Origin of the sequence: Mesomycoplasma ovipneumoniae (assembly GCF_038095995.1) — a bacterium.
Classification (GTDB): Bacteria; Bacillota_I; Bacilli_A; order Mycoplasmatales; family Metamycoplasmataceae; genus Mesomycoplasma; species Mesomycoplasma ovipneumoniae_F.
This window is the reverse complement of sequence record NZ_CP146005.1, coordinates 739,287-764,452: the sequence shown is the minus strand read 5'-3', so window position 1 is coordinate 764,452 and position 25,166 is coordinate 739,287. Positions and strand designations below refer to the sequence as shown.

At 29.5% G+C, this 25,166-nt stretch carries 20 protein-coding genes and 1 pseudogene; 12 read left to right on the top strand and 9 right to left on the bottom strand.

Going from position 1 to position 25,166, the window contains the following annotated elements; all coding sequences use genetic code 4:
• Window positions 1–42: 42 nt before the first annotated feature.
• From V3249_RS02785 to V3249_RS02775, 3 genes and pseudogenes are all read right to left on the bottom strand, one after another.
• On the bottom strand, window positions 43–1,257 hold the full coding sequence (locus V3249_RS02785; RefSeq protein ID WP_044286161.1) for a phosphoglycerate kinase: 1,215 nt from the start codon (window positions 1,255–1,257) through the stop codon (window positions 43–45).
• A gap of 483 nt (window positions 1,258–1,740) precedes the next feature.
• Window positions 1,741–2,667: an IS256 family transposase gene (locus V3249_RS02780; protein ID WP_341517468.1), complete on the bottom strand. Its 927-nt coding sequence runs from the start codon at window positions 2,665–2,667 to the stop codon at window positions 1,741–1,743.
• Between the two features lie 47 nt (window positions 2,668–2,714).
• A pseudogene (locus V3249_RS02775) lies at window positions 2,715–3,070 on the bottom strand (transposase); the annotation flags it as partial.
• 72 nt (window positions 3,071–3,142) lie between these two features.
• Here V3249_RS02775 and V3249_RS02770 point away from each other — a divergent pair.
• Window positions 3,143–4,138, top strand: coding sequence for an IS30 family transposase (locus V3249_RS02770; protein WP_337898502.1), 996 nt, complete (start codon window positions 3,143–3,145; stop codon window positions 4,136–4,138).
• Window positions 4,139–4,197: 59 nt separating this feature from the next.
• Here V3249_RS02770 and V3249_RS02765 read toward each other — a convergent pair whose 3' ends face one another.
• On the bottom strand, window positions 4,198–5,127 hold the full coding sequence (locus V3249_RS02765) for an IS256 family transposase (protein WP_341517467.1): 930 nt from the start codon (window positions 5,125–5,127) through the stop codon (window positions 4,198–4,200).
• A gap of 635 nt (window positions 5,128–5,762) precedes the next feature.
• On the opposite strand from V3249_RS02765, the gene V3249_RS02760 reads away from it, so the two are divergent.
• From V3249_RS02760 to V3249_RS02745, 4 genes are all read left to right on the top strand, one after another.
• Window positions 5,763–8,768: a hypothetical protein gene (locus tag V3249_RS02760; RefSeq protein WP_341517466.1), complete on the top strand. Its 3,006-nt coding sequence runs from the start codon at window positions 5,763–5,765 to the stop codon at window positions 8,766–8,768.
• Between the two features lie 842 nt (window positions 8,769–9,610).
• Complete coding sequence (locus V3249_RS02755) at window positions 9,611–10,222, top strand: diadenylate cyclase (protein ID WP_044286159.1); 612 nt, start codon at window positions 9,611–9,613, stop codon at window positions 10,220–10,222.
• 6 nt (window positions 10,223–10,228) lie between these two features.
• Window positions 10,229–11,692, top strand: coding sequence for a magnesium transporter (gene mgtE, locus V3249_RS02750; protein WP_337897118.1), 1,464 nt, complete (start codon window positions 10,229–10,231; stop codon window positions 11,690–11,692).
• A 28-nt stretch (window positions 11,693–11,720) separates the two neighbouring features.
• Entirely contained in the window at window positions 11,721–12,404 is a 684-nt protein-coding gene (locus tag V3249_RS02745) for a hypothetical protein (protein WP_252262899.1), read from the top strand.
• A 72-nt stretch (window positions 12,405–12,476) separates the two neighbouring features.
• Here the strand turns inward: V3249_RS02745 and V3249_RS02740 are convergent, their stop codons facing one another.
• A complete protein-coding gene (locus tag V3249_RS02740) occupies window positions 12,477–13,280 on the bottom strand; it encodes an HAD family hydrolase (protein WP_337897071.1) in 804 nt (267 codons plus the stop codon).
• 296 nt (window positions 13,281–13,576) lie between these two features.
• On the opposite strand from V3249_RS02740, the gene V3249_RS02735 reads away from it, so the two are divergent.
• The 7 genes from V3249_RS02735 to V3249_RS02705 are packed head-to-tail and all read left to right on the top strand — an operon-like array spanning window position 13,577 to window position 22,207.
• Window positions 13,577–15,118 (top strand): MSC_0624 family F1-like ATPase-associated membrane protein, encoded by a 1,542-nt coding sequence (locus tag V3249_RS02735; protein WP_337897070.1) that lies wholly within the window; start codon window positions 13,577–13,579, stop codon window positions 15,116–15,118.
• Between the two features lie 45 nt (window positions 15,119–15,163).
• On the top strand, window positions 15,164–15,709 hold the full coding sequence (locus tag V3249_RS02730) for a DUF2714 domain-containing protein (RefSeq protein WP_337897069.1): 546 nt from the start codon (window positions 15,164–15,166) through the stop codon (window positions 15,707–15,709).
• Between the two features lie 25 nt (window positions 15,710–15,734).
• Window positions 15,735–16,601, top strand: coding sequence for an MSC_0622 family F1-like ATPase gamma subunit (locus V3249_RS02725; RefSeq protein ID WP_252262895.1), 867 nt, complete (start codon window positions 15,735–15,737; stop codon window positions 16,599–16,601).
• Entirely contained in the window at window positions 16,602–17,072 is a 471-nt protein-coding gene (locus tag V3249_RS02720; protein WP_044283906.1) for an MSC_0621 family F1-like ATPase epsilon subunit, read from the top strand.
• A complete protein-coding gene (locus V3249_RS02715) occupies window positions 17,065–19,305 on the top strand; it encodes an MSC_0620 family F1-like ATPase-associated subunit (RefSeq protein ID WP_337902675.1) in 2,241 nt (746 codons plus the stop codon). The genes V3249_RS02720 and V3249_RS02715 overlap by 8 nt, the downstream gene beginning before the upstream one ends.
• Window positions 19,305–20,831 carry an MSC_0619 family F1-like ATPase alpha subunit gene (locus V3249_RS02710; protein WP_337902674.1) on the top strand — a complete coding sequence of 509 codons (1,527 nt, stop codon included), beginning with the start codon at window positions 19,305–19,307 and terminating at the stop codon, window positions 20,829–20,831. Before V3249_RS02715 ends, V3249_RS02710 begins: the two co-directional genes overlap by 1 nt.
• Window positions 20,832–20,833: 2 nt before the next feature.
• Window positions 20,834–22,207, top strand: a complete 1,374-nt coding sequence (locus V3249_RS02705; protein WP_044283903.1) for an MSC_0618 family F1-like ATPase beta subunit — start codon at window positions 20,834–20,836, stop codon at window positions 22,205–22,207.
• Between the two features lie 237 nt (window positions 22,208–22,444).
• On the opposite strand, the gene V3249_RS02700 is transcribed toward V3249_RS02705, so the two are convergent.
• From V3249_RS02700 to V3249_RS02685, 4 genes are all read right to left on the bottom strand, one after another.
• Complete coding sequence (locus V3249_RS02700; protein ID WP_252263094.1) at window positions 22,445–22,585, bottom strand: hypothetical protein; 141 nt, start codon at window positions 22,583–22,585, stop codon at window positions 22,445–22,447.
• 261 nt (window positions 22,586–22,846) lie between these two features.
• Window positions 22,847–22,987: a hypothetical protein gene (locus V3249_RS02695; protein ID WP_252263094.1), complete on the bottom strand. Its 141-nt coding sequence runs from the start codon at window positions 22,985–22,987 to the stop codon at window positions 22,847–22,849.
• Window positions 22,988–23,110: 123 nt separating this feature from the next.
• A complete protein-coding gene (locus tag V3249_RS02690; protein WP_341517465.1) occupies window positions 23,111–23,293 on the bottom strand; it encodes a hypothetical protein in 183 nt (60 codons plus the stop codon).
• Between the two features lie 100 nt (window positions 23,294–23,393).
• Entirely contained in the window at window positions 23,394–25,052 is a 1,659-nt protein-coding gene (locus V3249_RS02685; RefSeq protein ID WP_252263002.1) for an IS1634 family transposase, read from the bottom strand.
• Window positions 25,053–25,166: the final 114 nt, after the last annotated feature.

The following is a 25,166-nucleotide window of genomic DNA, read 5'->3' as shown; positions in this document are numbered from 1 at the left end:
AGGACTTGTTAAGTGAGAAAATTAAAAAAATACTATAAATTCTTAGGCTTTTTCCTGAATTGGGCCTAGGCCGATTAGATCGCCTTTTTCAATAAAACTAATTGAAGCACCACCACCAGTTGAAACATGACTAAAAGCATCACCTAATTTTTCAGCTTCGATTGCGGCAACTGAATCACCACCACCAATTACGCTGTAGCAATTTTCAAGTTTTGAGATTACTTTCGCAATTTCACGAGTTCCGGTGGCAAAATTAGAAAACTCAGCAACACCAAGAGTCCCATTTCACAAAATAGTTTTTGCATCTTTTAAATGTGATTCAAATAATTTTATAGTCATTGGACCAATATCTAAACCTTCAAGGTGATCTGGAATTTCAAGTGGATTTTTTTCGTTATAAACTGGGGCTACATCTTCAAATGTTTCAGACAAAGCAGCATCAAGCGGTAAAATTAATTTATCAGTGTACTTTTTAATTAAACTTAGGGCTAAATCAATTTTGTCTTCTTCAACAATTGACTTTCCAATTTTGTATCCAAGGGCTTTTTTGAATGTATAGCCCATTCCTCCACCAATTAAAACTTTGTCAGCTTTTTCAAGTAGAGTTGAAATTATCCCGATTTTGTCAGAAATTTTTGCCCCACCAATAATTGCATAAAAAGGTTTTTCTGGTTCAAAAACAATTTTTGATAGTGCATCAAGTTCTTCTTTTACAAGATAACCAATTGCTGACTCTTTGATGTGAGTTGCAATTCCGACATTAGATGCATGAGCACGGTGAAGTGTTCCAAAGGCGTCATTTATAAAAACATCACCTAATGAAGCTCAGTATTTTCCAAGTTCTGGATTATTTTTTGATTCAGCTTTGTTTTCAAGATCTTGGAATCTTGTGTTTTCAAGCACTAAAATTTGTCCGTTTTCAAGTTGATCAATTGCTTCTTCAACTTCTTTGCCTCGGTTTTGAGCAACAAATTTGACTTCTTTTTGTGAAATTTTAGCTAATTCTTCGGCAACAATTCGTAGTGACTTTTTTTTCAAATCTTCAGGGGTTTTAACCCTACCAAGGTGTGATAAAATTATAAGTTTACCACCATCAGTAACAATTTTCTCAATGGTTTTTAAACTCGCGGTAATTCTTTTTGTTGAAGTAATTTTCCCTTCAAGAATTGGAACATTAAAATCAACACGTAAAAGAACTTTTTTATTAAAAAATTTAATTTCATCAATAAATTTTTTAGTTTTATAGGTTGGTATCATTCTTTATTATTTTCCTTTAAAAAAAATTAATGTTACGCTTAGAATTATAAACTAATAAATTAATATATCTAAAAAAACTGTAAATAAATTTTGTTTTATGAATTTATAGCTTTTTTGTCTTATGCCGATTTTATTTAATATTCTGCAAAAAAAAAAAAATGCTTGGTCTAGGAAAAAATTATGTTATAATAATCCTGACTAAGAATAAATTAATAAATTTTGTGTTGAATTAAGGGGGAATTACTTATGTTCTTTGGCTAAAAAATCAGAAAACGCGAATTTTCCGTCATATTTTTAAATATGATGGAATGCCTTAAATTTAACCGTTTAGAAATCTATAAATTTAGGGCTTTTGGTTATTGTTCTTTCAAAACTTCATATGTTTTTTTAGGCTCAATGTAAATAAAAATGAGTTTTCTATTTACGGGTGTGTTCATAATCTTGTGTTTTAAATTTTTATGGATTTTTCAAATAGAATGTAATCTAATTTAATTTTACATTATTTAACCGATTAGGGAAAATAATTTCTAATTGTTTTTTAATCATGAATCAATTTCTTACCTTTTGTCATTTTGTAGATGCGTTTTGGAGAGTTAAATAAGTTATTTTTGAAAGGTAATTTACACTTTGAATTCCGCCTTTTGTTTTTGTATTTTTCCTAATTATTCTATTCATTGACTCAATTAAATTTGTCGTATAAATTGCTTGCCTCAATTCATATGGATATTTAAAAAATGTCGTTAGTTCAACGAAATTTGTATACCAAGACTTGATAATTGAAGGATATTTTTGGCCTCATTTTTCCGCAAATTTATCAAGATTTTGCATTGCAAATTCTTGATTAGCCGCTTGATAAATCTTTTTCATATCAAGGACAAACTCTTTTTTGTCTTTGTTAGAAACTTTTAAAAGCGAGTTTCTAATTTGGTGAACAACACATTTTTGAACATCTGTTTGCGGGAAAACCGCTTCAATTGCTTGACTAATTCCGCTTAGATTATCGCAAGAAATTATTAGAACATCTTCCAGCCCGCGAGTTTTTAGTTCGTTAAAAACATCAAGTCAATTACTTGCTGATTCGGTATTTTTAATCCAAAATCCCAGTGCTTTTTTATTTCCGTCCCAATCAATTGCAAGAATAAGATAAAGTGATTTTTTGACAAAAACACCGTTTTCTTTAACATTAAAAAACATCCCATCAATGTACAAAATTGGATAGGAATTCTCAATTTTTCGCGATTTTCACTTTTCAATTTCAGGCAATAATTTGTCAGTAACTGAAGAAATTCAGGCATTACTTATTTCTTTTTTATAGATACTTTTTATTGTGTTAACAATATTTTCATATGACATTCCTGATGCAAAAAGTGAAAACACTTGCTCTTCGATATCGCCTAAGGGTGTGTTCATAATCTTGTGTTTTAAATTTTTATGGATTTTTCAAATAGAAATGTAATCTAATTTAATTTTACATTATTTAACCGATTAGGGAAAATAATTTCTAATTGTTTTTTAATCATGAATCAATTTCTTACCTTTTGTCATTTTGTAGATGCGTTTTGGAGAGTTAAATAAGTTATTTTTGAAAGGTAATTTACACTTTGAATTCCGCCTTTTGTTTTTGTATTTTTCCTAATTATTCTATTCATTGACTCAATTAAATTTGTCGTATAAATTGCTTGCCTCAATTCATATGGATATTTAAAAAATGTCGTTAGTTCAACGAAATTTGTATACCAAGACTTGATAATTGAAGGATATTTTTGGCCTCATTTTTCCGCAAATTTATCAAGATTTTGCATTGCAAATTCTCCTAAATAGAAGATAAGAATGCAACATATGGTATAATAATATTATTGTTGCATTTTTTTATTTAGGAAGTATCATGGAAAAAAGAAAATTTAAACATTTTAGTTTCGAAGATTTAGTAAAAATTGAGTTTTTATTGCAGAACAATAAAAGTATTAGATATATCGCTAAACAACTTAATGTTGCACCCTCAACTGTCTCAAGAGAAATTAAAAGAAATCTAAATGAATATGGAATTTATGAAGCTAATTTGGCAATAACAAAAAGACGAAAAAGATATTATCATAGGTATTATTTTAGATTTGTTGAACTAGGAAAATACGAGGAATTTAGCAAAATTTTTGCAGTAAAATATGACAAAAAAGTTCATGGAGTTAAAGCGACATATTTTTATATAGCGGAAAATTTTCCGAACATTGAAAGACCTTCTTTAAAGACTGTTTTTAACTGAATCAAAACTAATAAATGGGTAATAGTTAGGAGTGACAGACTCAGACAATATTACAAAAAAGGTGGAAAAAGAACCAGAAATGTCGTGCAAAGATTAGTTCCATCAGGTTATGTAAAACCCATTTGAGCACGGGATAAATCCATAGATTCAAGGCAAGATTTTGGACATTGAGAGCTAGATTTAGTAGTTGGCAAAAAAGTTAGCGGACACGATAGTATCCTTACCTTAGTAGAAAGAAAAACCAGAAAATTATTTGCTAAAAAAGTACGAAATAAAAATCCCAGAGTCATCAATAAAGCCATCAAAGATCTTGCAAATGAAAATAATTTATATATCAAAACAATCACTTGCGACAATGGATTTGAATTTGAGCAAATTGCATTATTGGCATATTGGTTAAAAATAATAGTTTATAAAGCAGAGCCATATGCTTCATTTCAAAGAGGTTCTAACGAGCATGCCAATGGATTAATTAGAAGGTTTTATCCAAAAGGTTTTGATTTCAACCTAATCAGCGATGATGATTTGCAAAATACAATCAGTAAAATTAACTCAATGCCTAGGGAAATTTTTAATTGAAAATCCGCTTTAGAGGTCTTTAATGATAACTTGGTGATTTAAGGTTTAAAAAAATCGCCAAACGGCGATTTTAAAAATACGTATGTGTTGCATTTATATTTTTAATTTGGGAGATTTTGCATTGCAAATTCTTGATTAGCCGCTTGATAAATCTTTTTCATATCAAGGACAAACTCTTTTTTGTCTTTGTTAGAAACTTTTAAAAGCGAGTTTCTAATTTGGTGAACAACACATTTTTGAACATCTGTTTGCGGGAAAACCGCTTCAATTGCTTGACTAATTCCGCTTAGATTATCGCAAGAAATTATTAGAACATCTTCCAGCCCGCGAGTTTTTAGTTCGTTAAAAACATCAAGTCAATTACTTGCTGATTCGGTATTTTTAATCCAAAATCCCAGTGCTTTTTTATTTCCGTCCCAATCAATTGCAAGAATAAGATAAAGTGATTTTTTGACAAAAACACCGTTTTCTTTAACATTAAAAAACATCCCATCAATGTACAAAATTGGATAGGAATTCTCAATTTTTCGCGATTTTCACTTTTCAATTTCAGGCAATAATTTGTCAGTAACTGAAGAAATTCAGGCATTACTTATTTCTTTTTTATAGATACTTTTTATTGTGTTAACAATATTTTCATATGACATTCCTGATGCAAAAAGTGAAAACACTTGCTCTTCGATATCGCCTAAATTTGTTTCGTATTTACCGAGTAATTTGTTCTCAAAAGTGCCATTTCGATCTCTTGGTATTTTTAGACGAAAACTATTATGATTATAATTCACAGTTTTGTCCGAAAATCCGTTTCGCTTATTTGGCCTATGCACGCCTTTTTTGCTTCGGTTACTTTTTTCATAGCCTAAATGTTGGCTTAATTCCGCCCTTAAGAGCGCCTCAGTAAAAGTTTTAAACATATGCGAAATTTCGTTGTGAAAATCTTCTTTTTTTATTTTTTTATAATCAGCGTATTTGTCAACAAGTTTTTTAGCTTCTAACTCAAATGGGGATAATGTTTTTTGCTGTTTTTTCATATTTTGGTCCTTCATAATAAATTTTATCAAAATAAATTTACTTTAAAAACACAAAATATTTAACATTACCCTATTTACATTGAGTTTAAATAGTAGTTATGTTTTTTGATGGTTTTTGTTATTTTATTGATAAATTGATTTTTGCCGTGTTTTAAAATAGGTAATTAACTTTTGCCAAAAATGTTAAAAAATGCCAAAACTGGACACCTTTTTAAAAGATTATCTCATCAAATTGGGAAACTCGTGATAAACTAATAAATTAATATATCTAAAAAACCTAAAAATAAATTTTGTGCTATGAATTTATAGCTTTTTTTGTCTTATAAGCCCTTTAATTTTTATTTTTGCAATTTTTTTTGCTAAATGAAAAAAAATGCAAAAAATAATATATAAAAAATTAAATTATGCTTTAAAATTATAGTATAATTTTCAAAAAGGCAAAAAATCAAAACTAAAATGTAAAAACAGAAAAATTTGTGAAAATAACATTAAAATTTATTCGTTTTATGTTAAAATTGAAATAGATTTTGCGTTTGTTCAAAAGCAAAATTTATTTTTTATTAGTATAATTACAAATTTTACTCTATAATTTACATTACTTTAAATATAAAGATTAAAAAGAAGTCGCTAGAAAAATGAACAAAACCAAAACGTTAAGATTTTATCTCACAGAGATTTGTGACGAGTTTCACAATGAAAAAGACTGTTATTATAGGCTAAAATTCGCAAAGGAAACCGTTGGTCTTTTTAACTCTCTAGTTGATGTTTTTCTAAAAATTGAAAGTCTTAAAACACCAGTTCGACTTTGAGTTTTGCGTAATAAGAAATTTGGATCTGTAATTTCCTTTCCTTTAGCGATTAATTTTAGGTCACTTAGTCAAGAAAAAAAAGAACAATTTATAGCTAAAATTTTGGCTGATGACCCGAATTTCAATCTAAATGAATCAACTCAGCCAAATCAAAAAACTAGTCAACCTAAAAATTTAACTTTGGACCAATCACAAGATTTTGATTTACAAAGTTTAAAATCTAAAATTAACAAAGAAAAACCAAAAACCGAAATTTTAATTACTGAAAATGAGAAAACTATTGAAGAAATTCTCTATGCATTAAAGCAAAATAACACCGATCATCCAATTGAGTGTCCAGTTTGTGATGATGAAAATCATCTTGAAGAACTTAATAGCGAATGTCCTTGTCATTTAGTTGAGCTTGAAATTATTGAATCAGTAGATGATTTAGACCAAAAAGATGACAAAAATTCTTCTTTAGTTAATTTAGATTTAGAAAACTCAGAAATTTCAGCACAAAAGACTGACGAATCTAATTTAGAAGAAGATTCTGAAACTTTAGAAGAATTTGACCAAAACCAGGACCAAGAAGATGACCTTAATTCATCAGAAGGAGATGAGCAAAATTTACCTAAAATTTCGCCAAATTTACTTTTTAATCAAGATATTTCTGATGAATTTGACAATGAACTGCTTGAAAAAGTTGACTCAGTAAGTCAAGCATTAGTTGAAAAAGTCAGTGACCATGAATTTGAAGATGAACTTTTAGAAAAAGATAATCACTCTGATCATGATCAGTCCGAAGATCAAATTTATTCGTCAAAAACAACTAATAATTTTGCTCAAGAAGAAAATCACCAAATTCATTCAGAATATTGCGATTTTTCTCCTGAAAATTCAGACTCATCTCATTCTTGTCAGACTTGTGGACATAATAAAAGTTGTTCTTGATGTCAAAGATATCGTACTTATTTAATTGAAGCCAAAAATTGTCCAGCTTGCCTTGATAGATTTAAGCAAAAAAATTTTGACTATCTTGAAAAAATTTCCCAACTAAGACTTCCAGCCCAAAAAAGTCTTAGTTATTCCAAAAAAGAACCAAAAATTTGCAAAACTTGTGTTCATAATGCCCTTTGTTCTTGGTGTCAAAGATATCGCACTTATTTAAATGAGGCTCAAAATTGTCCTAAATGTAAGGCACTTTTTGAAGCTAAAAATATTAGTATTAGCCAAAAAATTCGTGAACTTTCACATCCGAGCTATCCCTCTTATTTATTAAAAAACCCTTATTTTAGTAAGTGCGTTGCTTGCAACCATAATGCAACTTGCCCTTGGTGTCAAAAATATCGTACCTATTTACTTGAGGCCAAAAATTGTCCAGCCTGCCTTGCTAAATTTAAGGAGCAAAATTTTGACATTGACGCTAAACTAAATTTACTTCGTGATAATTCATATTTTAGTCATTTAGCTTCATTAAAATTAACTGTAAATTGCAAAGCTTGCAACCATAATGCGACTTGCCCTTGGTGTCAAAAATATCGTACCTATTTACTTGAGGCCAAAAATTGTCCAGCCTGCCTTGCTAAATTTAAGGAGCAAAATTTTGACCTTGATGCTAAAATAAATTTACTCCGAAGCAATTCATATTATAATAATAATTTAGCAAATAATATCAAATGTAAGGCTTGTTTTCATAATGCATCTTGTCAGTGATGTCAAAAATATGCAACTTATTTACTTGAGGCCAAAAATTGTCCAGCCTGCCTTGCTAAATTTAAGCAGCAAAACTTTGACCTTGAGAAAAAATTAAAAGAACTAAGAACAAATGATCTCCAAAAATTAACCTCATTAATTTGACAGCAAACTTATAATTCACCTTGTCCGGCTTGCAATCATAATTTCTTCTGTCCAAAGTGTCGAAAATTAGCTGCTTATTATCGTGAAGCCCGAAAATGTCAAGCATGCCAGCTAATTCTTAAAAGCAAAAATATCGACATTGAACAAAAAATTGCTGAACTTTCATTTTATCCTTATTATGAATCTCGAGCACTTTTAAGATATAATTTATTTGAGTCAGATTCACTTTTTAATCAAAATTGTTCCTCTTGTTTACATGTTTATTCTTGCCGTTTTTGTCAAAAGTATCGTACTTTTTTACTTGAGGCCAAAAATTGTCCAGCATGTAAATACCTTTTTGCCAAAAAAGGAATTTCAATTGACTATTTACTAAAAGTAATTAATTTCTGAAATCACCCTGATAGTTTCAATCACATCGATCCACTTTCAGTTTTAAAACACGGACGCCCAATTGTTCATGAAAAAATTGTTGAAATAGTTGATATTCCTAAAATTGAAATAGTCGAGCCTCCCCGGATTGAAATAGTTGAAATTCCGCAAATAGTTGAGCCAGTTCTTGATTATTCTTGAGTCAAAATTCACCCTTATTATCCACAAATTGGGACTTTTGAACTAAATAAATTTCCAGCAATTATCCCATTATTCCAAGGAATTGTCTATCAAGCTTTCCTAGATCTTAACCGTAGTGATCACAGTTCAATCGTTGATGATGAATTATTTAACACAAAACGTGGCTTTGGTGGTTATAATGTCCAATCATCTGGCGGACTTTCAGTTGGACTTGGTGACTTAAGTGTTGATGAGGCTACCCGCGTAATTGCCGCTTCAACTTCAAGCGTGGATGAAGATGAAGAAATTATTATCGTTGCAACCGAAAAATCAACAATTTGAGGTCTTCCTTCTTATGTTTTATGATTTATCGTTTTTGCCTTGATTGCTGTAATTCTTGTTGTTGTGATTATGTTTATTTTATACGGTGCTGGTATTATTTAAAAAATTTACATTGTTTAATCTTTTATATAAACTCCTTTTTTCTTAAAAATTTTTAGGAAAAAGGGGTTTATATTTTTTTTAAAAAGTTAAATACTAAAAAAAATAATTAAAAATAATTGTTTGTCCTGAGTTTGGCTTTGATGGCAAAATTGACTTTTTAGTGAATGCAAATAGGCAAAAATGCCGGTAAATCCGGGTTTTTTTAGCTAAAATCTTAATTTTTATAATTTTGAAATTAACACTTTGCAAAAAAAAAAAAAAATGCTTGGTCTAAAATAAAATTATGTTATAATAAATCTCGCTTAAGAATAATTAATAAATCGATATTAGAATTAAGGGGGAATTAGTTATGTTTTTTGTCTAATGTGCTTTGATAGTGCGAATTTTCCATTATATTTTTAAATATGATGGAATGCCTTAGATTTACCCGTTTAGAAATCTATAAATTTAAGGCTTTTGATTATTGTTCTTTCAAAACTTCATATATTTTTTTAGGCTCAATGTAAGTAAAAACGAGTTTTCTATTTGCATTGAGTTTAAATAGTAGTTGTTTTTTTATGGTTTTTGTCAGTATTTTAAACTAAAAAAGCAGTTTAAAAATTTCATAATTTTGCTTTTTAAGTCAAAATTTTAACTTTTTTAGTTTGCTTTATTTGGATTAGCAAGTAGATTTTTTTTTCGTGAGTCTTAAAAAGTCCCCAAAACCAGACAATTTTTTAGATTATCTGATCAAGCTGGGAAACTCGGGAGTAAAAAGCTGTAAAAAATAATTAAAATTAATTGTTTGTCAAAAACAAAAAATTAATATATAATATTTTAAATAAAGTAAAAAAGGGGCTATTATGGATTTAGATATTGTTGTTTTGATAATTTCAGCATTAACCCTAGTTTTAGGTCTTTTTTTTGCAGTCTTTTTTGTTTACAATCATATAAAAACACTGCATAAAAACAAGGTTAGTCGTAGTTTTGTTGATTTAGGCATATCTACACAAAGAAAAATAGTTTATGAACTTTATTTTGCAGTTAAATATTTGTCCAAAAATAAAGTTGGTGCAATTATCACTTTGCAACGTAATATTCTTCTTGATAGTCTCCGTACTGACGGGGTAAAAATTGATTCTTTAATAAATTCCTCGCTTTTAATCGCTATTTTCCAAAAAAGTTCGCCATTGCATGATGGGGCAGTTATTATTGTTGATGACCGAATTTTGTATGCCTCAACATATTTTTCGGTTTCTGAATCAACACTTGAAGACCGATATGGCGCCCGACACCGGGCTGCTTTAGGTATTTCTGAGGTTTCTGATTCAATAACAGTTGTTGTTTCAGAACAAAGTGGTGAGGTTGTGATTGTTCGTGATGCAAATTTTTTTAAGGTTACAAATCTTGAAACTTTTACTGAAGTTTTAACAAAAGAACTAAATTCAAGTCAAACAAATACTGCTAAAAAATAATATTTAATGCAAAATTTTGAACCAAAAAGTTCTTTGTTAATTGATTTAGTAAATAATAAAAAAATTAATCAAGTCCGTGAATACACAAACCAAAAACCACTTTCAGAAGTAGCTGAAGAAGTATCTAAATTTAGTCAGTTTCAGCGTCTTTTATTTTTTAGAATGTTAGACACCGTTACTGCCGGCGAAATTTTTACCTTTTTTTCACCTGAAATTCAATCAGAATTAGTCATCAGTTTGCCAAATGAAATGATGGATCAACTTCTTGATGAACTTTATGCTGATGAAATTGTCGAGCTTTTAGATGAAGTTCCTGACAATGTTGCCAAACGAATTTTGCGCAATATTGATCCAGATACAAGAAAACGAGTTAACCAACTTTTACAATATAATTCAAATCAAATTGGTTCTTTTATGTCGGTTGATATTGTTTATCTTTCAAATGAATTAACTTGTGCCCAAGCGCTTGAAAAAATCCGTAAATATAAAGACATTTCTGAACTTGTGCATTATTATTATGTTGTTGATTCGCAAAAAAAAATGATTGGCGCTGCCACACTTGAAGATATAGTTTTTTCTGATCCTAATTTAAATATTGGAAAAATAGTTTTTCAAGTTCCTTTTTTAGTAACAACTGACAAAAAAGAGGATGCCGCTGAAGTTTTTGCTAAAAATGATTTTTCGGTTTTACCGGTTGTAAACACCGCCCAAAGATTAATTGGGATGGTTACAAGTGATGATATTATTGATATTGTTAAACAAGAAGCAACAAGTGATATTTATAAATTAGCCGGAATTTTACCACAAGAAGTTGAAGATTCCTATCTTAAAACCACAATAATCCAAATTGTTAAATCACGTGTTTTTTGACTAATAATTTTAATGTTTGGTTCAACTTTGTCACAATTTATTATTCAAAAATTCACTGATGCAATTAGCGAAAATGATTCAATTAAATCAATTGGTCTTTCATCTTTTATTACCACAATTGTCTCAATGATTCCGGTAATTTCTGGATCGGCCGGAAATGCTGGCTCCCAATCAGCAACAACAATTGTCCGCTCGATTTCACTAAAAGAAATTAATCGTTCTAACTTTTTTTCCAAAGTCCTTTTAAAAGAAATTGGCGTTGGAGCTATTGTTGGTACAGTTTTGATGGTTCTTAACTTTATACGGTTAGTAATTTATTTTACTCTCTCAGGCGAGATTAAAAACTCGCAAATTCCCGAAAATTCAATTTCAAATTTAACGATTCGCGATTATGTTTTAATTATTTCTTTTGCCTCATCATTTTCACTTTTAACTGTAATTATTTTTTCTAAAATTCTTGGTGCAATAATTCCAATGATTGCAAAAGCAACAAAAAGAGATCCTGCTGTTATGTCAGCGCCAATTTTAGCAACTGTAACAGACTCAATTTCTACTTTAATATTTTTTGGAGTAACAATTATTATTTTTCTATTATTGTAGTATAATGTTCATTTTTTAGGCAGGAGATATGACATATATAACAATAATTGGTTGAATTGCAGCTTCTTTAACTTCGATAATCGGTTTACCTTTAGTAATAAATACTTTTTTAGCAAAAAAACCACCAAAAGTTTCATTATTAAGTTGATGAATTTACTATTTAGGAATTTTTGGATTTGCACTTTTAGGCTTTGCAATCCGTGATTTACAACTTTTTATTCCACAAGTATTTAGTGGACTTTTAACTTTCATCTTTTTAGCTCAAGTTTATACTTTTAAAGCAAAAACAACAAGAAAACAGCTAATAAATTTCACTTTTTTGTCTTGGGCATTAACAGTTTTTCTACTGATTTTACTACTTGGAATTTTCTTTTGGGCCAAAATTTCTTTAGGCAATCTCGCTTCTTATGCTCTTTATCTTGGAATTTTTGCCGGATTTTGCGTAAATATTGCCTTTTTACCACAAACTTTGTTAGGTATTAAAAACAAAACAACTAAATTTATTCCACTTACTTTTTTGCTAAATTTATTTCTTTTAAACTTTGCTTGATTAATCTACTTTTTCTTGCTACTTGTTATTGAAAAAAATGACGCTTATCTTTCGTCATTCATTTTTCAAATTATCGGTTTCTTGGTTTCAGCAGTCCAACTTGTTGTTTATTTTTATCAAATCAAACAACAGAAAAAACCATTTAAAATTAATTGAATTTAAACTTTTTAATTATTTTAATTACAAAAAAACTAACAAAAAATTTGACTAAAAGACTTTTTTAGTCAAATTTTTTTAATCAAATTTTGTTCGATATAAAAAGTCCTTAATTGCATAAACTAGCCCTTGTTGATCACAAGCGCTTGTGTTGAGTTTTGCTGTTTTTTTAACAATTTCATAGCCATTTGCCATTGCATAAGAAAAATTAGTTTTTTCAAGCATTGAAATATCATTAGGACTATCACCAATTGTCATTGTTTTTTGGACGTCAATCCCGAAACTTTTTGCCACAAATTCAACAGCACTTCCTTTATTTGTCCCTTTTTTACCAATTTCAATACTTATATTATTAATTAAAACGCCTTCAAGATCGCCATCTTCTTCTAATAATTTATAAGCCTTTTCTAAAGTTTGGCTTGGGCCAATTAATTCTAATTTTATTACATCTTTTTGTGGGCTATCAGTAAAAAATACCTCATTTTCAGGATCCAAAAGTGGGTAGTTAAAATAGGAATAATTTTGCTCTTTAAAATTAAAGCTAAAATATTTTTGGCTTGTTCAAAAATTTAGTTGCATATCTAAATCTCTGGCAATTCTAAAAACAAAATCTTGCGATTTTTGTGAAATTGGTCCATGAATTAAAGTATGTCTGTCCTCTTTTAAATCACTAAACAAAGCACCATTAGATGTTAAAACATAGCGAATTTCTAAGAGTTTTGCTGTTTGCAAAATTCTTGAGCCCAAAGGATTACCTGTATTTAAAATTAAGGTAAAGCTATCCTTATTATTTTTTAGAAAATCAATTGTTTCCTTATCAACGGAAAAATCACCGCAATAAAGAGTTCCGTCAATATCACTAAATATTAATTTTTTAACCATTTCTAAAATTATAAAGTAAAACACTAAAAACAAAAATTATTTTAAATTAGATATTTTTTTAGGCAATTTTTTTTGCATTTTTGTCAACAAAAAAAAAAAAAAGGTTATAATGTTAGCATTTCAACACGAAAAAGGAGGTCAAAATGAATGCGGTTCTAAAATTATAAAGTAAAACACTAAAAACAAAAATTATTTTAAATTAGATATTTTTTTAGGCAATTTTTTTTGCATTTTTGTCAACAAAAAAAAAAAAAAGGTTATAATGTTAGCATTTCAACACGAAAAAGGAGGTCAAAATGAATGCGGTTAGTGCTGAGGCTTATAGTTTAAATGCAAAACCAGCTAAAAAAGACAAGAAGAATTTAGTGCGTATTTTTCTTCGCGTCCTTTTTATTCTATTTTTGCTTGGACTAAGCACGGCAATTTTCTTTGACGCCCGTCGATCATTCCTGAACATAGTAGATATTGACCAAAATGCCCCGATTTCAAGGGTTTCAAGTATTTCGCTAATTTTTAATCCTATTGATGATGAAATTCGCGAATTTATTGCTCCAAGAGTTGCAAGATCAGTTTTTTTGTTATTTTTTAGTATTATCTTTTTATTTAAAGGTTTAAAATTTTTAGGCCTTAAAAATAAGACGCATAAATACATAATTTTATCAGTCTATTTTTTCCTTTCATTAGTCAATTTAGTTGTTTATTTTGCTTGACTAACGACAGAATGGAGCCATATTCTTGGCATTTCTGCCCAAATTTTTATTTATATTTTACTTGATTATTCCCTTTGACTTTGGCTAGGGCGAACAGATGACAAAATTAACTATGACTATAAAAAGCTTTTTACTTTTAAGCATATAAGTTTAGCGTCTGCCATTGTTACATCAGGTACTTTATTTGGAATTTTTGCCTCAATGGTCTTTTCGACCCCTGAAAACTCATCAGTTTCGACCGTAACTTATGACAATCCAGTTGCAAATTGAATTTATACTTTTATCACAGAAGTTGCAAAACTAACTAATTCGTTAATTTTAATTGCAATTTTAATGGGAGTTTTAGTATTAGCCTTATTATACTATAGTCCGCAAATTTATTTTTACCGTCAAAGTTTTATTCGACTTAAAAAATATACGCCAGCACTTTCGGTCTTAATTTTTATTGCTATTGGTATTTTTATCTATAGTGTTTATATAACTGTTTATTCGATAAGTAATTTCGTTCAGTTTCTTCCTTTTGGAAATAATATTGTGCCCAATTATTTACCGACAATAATTGGTATTTCGATTCATGTTGTTTTATTAATTCTTTATTTTGTTTTAAATCTTACCCGTTTAAAAAACAAAATTAAGGATTATCAATTAAATACTCTTCCATTCATTTTTATTCTACTATCTTTTATTGTGAGCTTTGTTGTCTCATATTTAAGTTATTCAGTTTATGAAACAATTTGAATAAACTCAACTCAGCTAGTATTTTTCCTTACCATTTATTTTGCTCTTGTTAGAATTAAACCCGAATTTCCGCTTTGGATGAAATTAATGGTAAGTTTTTTCATTATTTTATACACAATTTTTAATTTCATTTATTTATTAAATATTGATATTTATACATCAACCGTTTCGCAGGTTAAGCCAGAAGACTACCAAAAAGATTTAGTATCAGTTTTTTATATTGACTATAGTTTTTATTTTCTTGGGATTTTAACGCTTTTACTAGCAATTTTTGTTTTGACAAATTTATTTGTTGCAATTGGTAAAAATACTTTAATTCTAACAACAAAAAACAAATCATCTCAAGATCAAAAAGAAAAAGTGGAAAATGAAAAAATAGGTTCATCTTAGATCTAAGACTTCCAAATCTAAAAGTTAAAAAATAAGGAACAAATCATGAAAATTTTAGGAAAGAAAAAGCAAGCAAATCCAACACAAATTGATACAAAAACAGAATTTCGCGACTATTATGATTTAATTAATCATCCCAATTTTATTAGTTTTGATGCACTAATGAATTTAACTCTGCTTGTATCTTCGCAAAAAGCAAAATCATCAATGAAGGAAAAATACCAAAAAAAAGTTGTTGACTCTTATAAGTCAACCACAGAGTTAGTATTTAAAAATTTTGTTATTTCTTGACAGCGCTCAAGTCGTTTTGGCTCAAAAGGGCTTGTTCCGATAATTGCTCAGGTTGAATCTTCAAATGTTAGAGCAAGTAATTTTTATTCCGATAGTTCTGATTCAAGATTTTCAGCACTTCTTGGGAATCTAAACACACTTGCTTGAGATTTTATTGCCAACAAAAGCCGTTTTGTTGAAGTTGTCGAAGGATGCATTGTTTTTTTAGATCCGCAAACAAAAACACTTAAAGTTATTTTCAGCGAAGTTTCTTTGGCATCAAGCTTAGAAGAGCAAAACCAACCAAATAAAAAAGGATAAACACTTTAATTTGGGAGTCTAAATTATGAACATAAATGAAAAAAAGGAAAAAAGAGACAATTTCATCAAAATTTATGATTTAGTGTCACTAAATCGAAATATTTCTCTAATCCAAATTAATCTTCTTTTAAGAACAATAAGAAATGTTTATGAATTTTTCTTGATTGGCCAGTTTTTACTTGCCCAATTTAGTCCAAAAAGACCATTTAGCGCAAAACTGTCACTACTGACAAAAAAAGCTTTTGCCCGTCAAAATATAAATCTTTGAATTTATCCTTCATCAAATGAAAAATATACGCAAAACTTTTTTGATCAAATTGAAGCTAAAATTTTAGAAAACTATACTGAAAAAGATTTTATTGTTCCTCTTGGTGTTCGGGCAATTAATTTTGCAAAGAAAAACAATATGAAAATCATAACTAGTTTTGAAAATTTAGACAATTCCTTTGAAAATTCAGTAAAAATTGGTCAAGTTATTGAATATGGACTCAAAACTCGTCAGTTTTCATCAGTAAAAATGGCCGTTTATTCAAATAAAATCCCTAATTTTATTGCAACAATTTTCCCTTTAAACCAATTTGAATTTAAAATGGAAACAACTCAAGAAACAATTGACAAATTCAAAGCTAACCTTGATAAAGTTCGTTTTTTCCCTAATTTTGAAGAATTTTACCAAACCCAAATTCAAACATATTTTGCAACATCAGTACAAGTTTTACTACTTGAGTCCCAATTTATCGTCTATAAAAATAAACTTATTCACGAAAATACCCTTTTAAAGGAAATCGAGGAAAAAATTTTACGTCTTAAGACAACAATTTTAAAAATTGAACGTGAGCTAGAAATTGAGGAGCTAAACTTGATTAAGAGCAAACCGAAAGGAATTTTTTAAATGGAATCACAACTTTGAAATTTCCGAATTTTGACCCCTGAAAATAAAACTATAAATTTTAAAGATTGCAAAATATACATTAACATCGAACAGGAAAAATATTTTGCACCACTTGAACCATTTATTGTTTCAAATCTTGATTTTTCGCTCATAAAAATCGAAATTTCTTCCGGGGTTTTTTATTTTTTTGCCCACAAGTCATTACTTTTTTCCTTAGAAAACAGCGCTTCTATCCGACTTTATGATGATTTGATTTTTTATAAAACTGATAAAAAAGAATATTATATTCAGAAAAAATCAAATCAAAAAAGCAAAAACACACTTTTGCACAAATTGCAAATGCAAGCAAATTTAGAGCTAAGCTCAAATTTAGAATTGTATAATAATTATATGCTTGCCAAACAAGAAAATGAACAAAACCGTTTGATGCAACTGTTTTTTTTAGTTCAAACCGAGGTGAATCATGTCTAAAAAATTAAAAAATAAACTAGTTTTTGCGCCTATTTTATCAGTCTTTTCAATTTCTTCTTTATTTTTCCTTTCATCAGCTTCAACTTTTAGTCCTGCTGTTGTTGAATTTCAACAAACTGCCCCTGCTCCTGCAAGTCCACCAGCAAATCCTGGCCAAAATCCTGGACAAAATGCTGGCGGACAAGCCTCAGCAGGTACAAGTGAAAAAAAGGCCGAGCCAATTACTGAAGAAGATCTAAGGCAAAATAAAGCTTACTGAGAAGCTCAAAAAGAATCATTAATTGACCAATTTATTGATAAAGTTGATGAAGATATTAAAATTAAACTTGCTGATATTGCTTCAAAAACTCGCGATAATCTTGAAGAAAAACTACAGCAAAGTTTTTTTTGAATTCAACTTCGTGATTATTTTAAACGAAACCGTGAAGGTCTAAAAAAGAACCCTAGTGAGTTTGGCCTTAATATTATTAGTCCTTTTGCTTTTGCCAATAATCTAAAACTAAAACGTGGTGATGTTAGTTTTGACAAAGAAAACTACCAAGGTCTTGAATGAGGAACTAACAATGATGATAATTATGAAAAAATAAATAATGTTAAAACCTCAAAAGTAACAGAAGTTCCAAACACGCTCAAAGGCAAAGATTTTGAAAATCGAATTAAAACTTATTTTCAAGGACTTACATCCCAATATAAACAATATCTTTTTAAAGAAGAAGAATTTCCTGTTTATAAAAAGAATTTTAACCTTGATAAATTTTCCGAAAGATCTGATACTGAAGAAAACCTTTTGTTAGCAAGTAAGCCAATTGGCAAAGAAGGAATAACTTCTTGAAATGACTGAATTAAAAACTACTTTGAAAAACAGTCACTTTTACTTGATTTTACTTTAAATCAACTGCCAAATCCAAGTTCATCTCAATCAGCCCAGGAACAAATTAATTTTGCAATTAAAAAAATTACCAACCAAAATCCACCTGATGTGGCCGAAAAACCTGAATTTGAAGTGCGAATTGCCCCTGATTTGCCGCCAATTATTGCTCCTCAATATGCAGGTATGCCGCTTCAACAAGTAGTAAACCTCTATAATTCAGCATCAGCAGAAGAAAAAAATAACATTTTTTTCTTCTTAAATCCGCTAAATTCACGTTTTAAATATTTTATTGAATCAGTTTCGCTTGATCCGGCCGGGAACAAAATTAATGCAAAAGTAAAAATTGTTGACTTTGTTAATCAAGTTCGTGACCCGGCTGATAAGTCAAAAGCCGAAAAAGTCTATGATACCCCCCATTATACTGATTTTCCTGAAGGGGCAACTCCGGCTCAAAAACAAGCAATAACAACAAATTTATATAATTCAAATTTAGGTGTAACTGCTGTAATTGACCAGTTTTTTTCAACATTGAATATTCAAGACCAGTTTAGTTTTGACCAAATTCGTTATTATTCTCCAGGTTCTCAGACAACAATTTATAATTTCTTTTATTTATTAACTAAAGTTTTTTATAACCAAGATTTTCTTGATGCTCAGAAAAAATTGGCCCAAGATTATATAAATTCTTCTAATGCAACAGTTTTTTCAGCTTCACAATTTCAGTTTTTGTCTTACTTAAAAAAATCAGAAATTGACAATAATAAAGCTTGATCTCATTATTATTTAATTTATTTTTTGAACCTAATTGTTCTTCAAGATAAATTTTTCCAATATTTGGCAAAACCAAATGCAGTTGATAAAGCAGCTGCCGAGCAAAAAGAAAAACAATTTGACGAAAATCTCAAAAAATTGAATTTAACTCGCGAAGATATTAACCGTTATTTTGCCCAGGCACACGAAAAAGTTGCCCTTTTTCATAATGAGTCTAACAAAATAAGTTCTAATTTAGTTAATCAATTTGTGGCAATGACTAAACTCGGACGCCAGATCAATCTTTTAAACCAAATATTAGGTCATGTTGCTTACTTTGACGAAAAACCTCAGGCAAATCAAGGATCTTCTTCAATAAATAATTCTCAACAAAACTCTGATCCAATTCAGAATTTTTCAGCACTTATTGAGCAATTCAACAGCGAACAGCAAAGTCAATGGTTAGCAAATAATCTTGCTTATTTAATAGTGGGGACACTTTCAGTAATTTTAGTCTCAATTGCTGTAATTTCAAGATTGTTAGTTTATAAAAAAAATCAATTAAAAAAAGTTGAAAATAATTCTGAAAATCAAGAACAAGGAGAAAAATAATGTCATTACGTGTCGCCTCAGTTTTAGACTATGTTATTTTAGTTAAAGGACAATACAACTGAAAAGAGCAGCAATTTTTTCAAATTAAAAATAAACCCGAAATTAAAGCGGTAGTAATTCAAGCCTCATACATGCAAGCTTATTTACTTTTTAACAATCAAAAAGGTAAAGTTGAAATTAATGACGAACTTGTTGAGCTGCCTGATTTTGACCGGGTGGCCACTTCGATGGAATTTTTTGGGAAAATTATCGATCTTTCTGGTAATATAATTGAGCCAAAATCAGTCAGACCGCAAACTTTTTTAACTTATCGCCATTCAGCTTTTGCAACTGCCGCCGGTGTTTTACAACGTCAATTGCTTGATCGTCAAGTTTATACCGGAATTTTGTCAATCGATCTTTTTAACCCAATTGGATTTGGACAGCGTGAACTTATTGTTGGGGATCGTCAAACTGGAAAAACACATATTGGAATTAACACAATTATTAACCAGAAAAATTCGCCAACAACAAAATGTATTTATGTCTCAATTGGTCAAAAACGGCAAAATTTAGTCTCTTTATACCATGATTTATTAAAAAATGGGGCAATGAATAACACAATTGTTCTTCATGCAGCTTCAACAAGTCCATTTGACCAATATTTAGCTCCTTATTTTGCAATGGCACACGCTGAAAATCTTAGTTATAATTACGATGTTGTTATTGTTTTTGATGATCTTTCTAAACATGCAAGTGTTTGGCGTGAGGTAGCTCTTTTAACTAATCAGCCAATTGGAAAAGAAGCTTTCCCGGCTGATATTTTCTTTGCCCACTCAAAACTTTTAGAGCGTTCAGGTCGTTTTATTGGACGAAAATCAATTACAGCCTTACCAATTCTTCAAACAGTTGACAATGATATTACTGCGCTTGTTTCTTCAAATGTAATTTCAATTACTGACGGTCAAATTATTACTTCTTCAGCGCTTTTTGCCGAAGGTAAAATTCCTGCAGTAAATATTGGACTTAGTGTTTCGCGGACAGGTTCATCAGTTCAAGCTAAAAATATTCGCGCAATTTCCAAAGAAATTTCATCATTATATTATAACTACCAAAAGCAAATTAAATTGGCAAAATTAGACTATGATCTTAATAAAGAAACTTCAGATTTACTTTTTAAAGGATCACAAGTTGAGCAGTTTTTAGTTCAAAAAGGTTATTCTTATTATTCACCAACAAGTGTTTTAATGGGAATAAAAATAATTTCTTGAGGTCTTTTAAAAGATGTAGCTAATCCAACTAAAGTCGTGAATTTTGTTCAGGCCTTAATTGAAACTGATCCGTTTGCCAAACAAATTTTTGCTAAATACACAAATAATGAATTTATTGACGATCAGCTCGCTGGTTCATATTTTGCAACAGTAGTTAACCAATTTTTGGAAAAAACAACAAATACTCAACTCGAAGTTCCGCTTGCATTTCCAAAAATGGAGCAGTCATTACTTGATTCAATAATGCAAAAAGCCCAAAATATCGGAGGTAGATAAAAATGATTGGCTTTGTTTCCCAAATTTGAACTAATGTTGCTGAAATTAAATTTCAGACTGATCTTGATAAAATTCAACTTGAACAAGCTCTAACAATGCACCAAAACACAACAGTTTTGGTTATTAAAAAAATTTTAGATGCAAATACAGTTCGGGCAATTGTTATTGCTAAATCTCAGCCAATTGCCGTTGGTCACCAAGTTGTCAATACACTCACTTTTTTACAGGTTCCAGTTGGTCCTACTGCTAAAAATCAAGTCTTTAACATTTTAGCCCAGTCACAAAATAATGCCCAATACAAACCAAAAACAATTCCGATTAATTCAACAGTTAATGTTACCAAAGAGAATTTTAATGTTCGTCACAAATTACTCGAAACCGGAATTAAAGCACTTGATTTTTTTGTTCCTATTTTTGAAGGTTACAAAATTGGAATTTTTGGTGGTGCCGGAGTTGGTAAAACTGTTTTGATGAAGGAAATAATTTTTAACGTTTCAAAACAAAGACAAAAAGTTTCGTCAATTTTTGTCGGTTCAGGTGAGCGTTCCCGTGAAGGTCTTGAGCTATTTTTAGAACTTCAAGAGTCAAATTTAATGTCTAAATCAACAATGTTTGTTGCCCAAATGAACGAAACTCCTGGCGCACGTTCAATGATTGTGCCAATGGGAGTTACAGCCGCTGAATATGCTCGAGACTACGAAAAAGAAGATGTGCTTTTATTTATTGACAACATTTACCGTTTTATTCAAGCTACTAATGAAGTCTCAAGTGCCCTTGAAAAAAATGTCTCAATCGGCGGTTACCATGCAACAATGGACTCTGATGTTTCTTTTATTGAAGATCGCCTTTATAAAAATGAAAATGGTTCAATTACTTCATTCCAAACTGTTTTCTTACCAATGGACGATCTTTCTGATCCAGCGGCTATTTCGCTCTTTACTCACCTTGATTCTTCATTTGTGCTCTCGCGTGATAAAATGTCAAGAAATATTTTCCCAGCTTTCGATCCTTTAGTTTCAACCTCAAACTCAGTTTCGGTAAACGTTATTGGTGAAAGACATTTTAATGCAATTATTGCCGCTAAGTCAATTATGAAAAAATACAAAGATTTAGAAGATGTTATTTTGATTCTTGGATTCGATGAACTTGATGCTGAAAGTAAAATAATTGTTCGTAAAGCGCTTCAACTTGAAAACTTTTTCACCCAGAATTTCTTTATGGCCGCTGCCTTTACTAAAGAACCTGGAGTTTATGTTCCACTTGAAAAAACAATTGACTCAGTAATTCGAATTATTGATGGTGAATTTTTAGATATTTCCCCATCAGAATTCGCCTTCATCGGCTCAGTTGATGATCTTGCTAAAAAGGAAGTCTAAAAACTTCAAATCACAAAGTAAAATTTCACCTTAAGTTTAGGGGAAATTTTTTTATTCCGAGTTTCCTAGTTTGATGAGATAATCTTAAAAAACTGTCCTGGTTTAGTTTTGGGCACTTTTTTAACTTTTTTGGCAAAAGTTAATCCCGAGTTTCCCAGTTTCATAAGGTAATTTTAAAAAAGTATCCGGTTTTAGGGACTTTTTTAAGTTTTTTGGTAAAAGTTGGTTACAATTTTATTAGTGATTTATTAAGATATCAAAGTAAAAATCATATCTATTTCAAATGTTTGGATCGCTAGGGACACCATCGTGTTTTTTAAATATAATTTGCTGATCTAAAGTGTTAAATTCAACCCTTTGTCTTAATTTTTGCAACATCGATACTAAACCAACTTAGTTAATTTTTGTTTTTTCATAATTTATAATTATACCATAAAATTACTTAAAATGCTACCAAATGCTACTTATAAAATTAAGGTTTTACATTAAAAAAACACCGATTTACGGGTGTTTCTTCATATTTATATTCACTAAAAAGTGAATTTTCCCGAGTTTCCCAGTTTCATAAGGTAATTTTAAAAAAGTATCCGGTTTTAGGGACTTTTTTAAGTTTTTTGGTAAAAGTTGGTTACAATTTTATTAGTGATTTATTAAGATATCAAAGTAAAAATCATATCTATTTCAAATGTTTGGATCGCTAGGGACACCATCGTGTTTTTTAAATATAATTTGCTGATCTAAAGTGTTAAATTCAACCCTTTGTCTTAATTTTTGCAACATCGATACTAAACCAACTTAGTTAATTTTTGTTTTTTCATAATTTATAATTATACCATAAAATTACTTAAAATGCTACCAAATGCTACTTATAAAATTAAGGTTTTACATTAAAAAAACACCGATTTACGGGTGTTTCTTCATATTTATATTCACTAAAAAGTGAATTTTTGTCTTAAAACTGGGAAACTCGGGAAAGTGAATTTTTGTCTTAAAACTGGGAAACTCGGGTTTAACTTTTTTGGCAAAAGTTAATAACCTATTTCAAATATTTGGTTCACAGGGAACGCCATAGCGATTTTTAAACATGATTTGTCCCGAGTTTCCCAGTTTGATAAGGTAATTTTAAAAAAGCATCTGGTTTTAGGCACTTTTTTAAGTTTTTCGGTAAAAGTTAATAACAATTTTATTAGTGATTTATTAAGATATCAAAGTAAAAATCATACCTATTTCAAATATTCGGATCACTAGGAACACCATCTCGATTTTTAAATGTTATTTGCTGATCTAAAGTGTTAAATTCAACCCTTTGCCTTAATTTTTGCAACATCGTTACTAAACCAACCTCAGTTAATTGATTGTTTTCAAATAACTTGTTATCACTAATATGTTTGTTGATTTTAAATATTATAGTTTTTAAAATAACTAGTGAGATAAAACACAAAAGTGTATGAGCTAGAATGTGCTCGTCAATTCTTAAAAATACGGGCCGAATATTCAACAAACCTTTTAGACTTCTAAAATTAGCTTCAATATTCCACTGTTTTTGGTATTTTTCAACTATATCTAAGACATTTAAATTCAGTATATTTGTTTCATAAACATAGTAGCCATCAAATTGTTTGTCTTTGTCAATTTTACTTTGATCTAATTCAAATTTCATGTTTGAAATTTCCTTAAAATATTTAGGTTTTTTACCAAACAATTTGTTTACTTCAATAAAACCGTCTTTATTTTGTTTTTTAATAAAACTTTCGATTTGCTCTTCACGAGCTTTTCTGTCTTTTATCGCTCTTTTTGTACTGTAAGTAATAATTCTTCTTCTAATATTTTCAGTGTATCTTTTATTTTTATAAGATGAATAAAATTCTTCTTTTTTATACTTAAAATCCGCATTTACATCAACATAATCCCTTGGATCTAGTAAATAATTTTTGAATTTTTGAGTCCCTACCTTTGCACGATATGAAATAATAAAATTATAGTTTCTTGATTCAAGAAATCGAATATTTGCAGCAGTTGACATGCCGCGATCAGCGATTATTGTCATATTTTTGATATTATATTTGGATTCAACATCTAATACAAAAGGGATTAATGTACTAGAATCGCCGGTATTTCCTTTAAAAACTTTAATATGAAAAGGAATACCATTTTTATCACACGCTAAGCCAATGACAATTTGGTCTTCTTTGAATTTAGCATCTTTAGAATAGCCAGGAATTCTTAATCCATTTCTTTCAAATGTCTCAAAATAGATTGTTGATGAGTCAAAATAAAATTCACTGTCCCTTTTTCCAAGTTCGCTTGTTACCATTTTGTTGACACTATTTAAAAGTTGATTTTGTGACTCAAAGACAAGATCTAGGAGTCTATAAAAGCTATTTTTGGAAGCATTTATTTGATTTGAGTAGTCATCCTTTTTATCAAAAGCATTAATAATGCTGCCAGGATCAGTGATCCGTTTTGAAATTAAGTAGTTAAAAATTTCTTTCATATTTTTATGTCTACTTTTAGGAAGTGACTCAAAAATATTGTGCTTTTCAATAAGTTTTTCAATTAATTCCCCACCAACAAAAACCGAACCTTCGATTATTGCGGAATTTTTAATAGAATCAAGTAAAATAGCCTTGACTTTATCTTTGTCATCTAAATTTGAAAACAATTTCAATTTTTCTTTGATAATTTGAACAGCATTTGGATTAATTTTTTCCAAATTCCGCTCATTTCCTAAACTAAATCAACGTTTTGGACCTTTGGAATAACCTTGTGTTCAGCCAACATATTTATATGGTTTATCTTTTGAAGATCCTCAAACACTAAATAAAAACAAATTTTGTTTTTTCATAATGTATAATTATACCATAAAATTACTTAAAATGCTACCAAATGCTACCAATAAAAATTAAGGTTTTACATTCAAAAAACACCGATTTACAGGTCTTTTTTCATATTTATATTT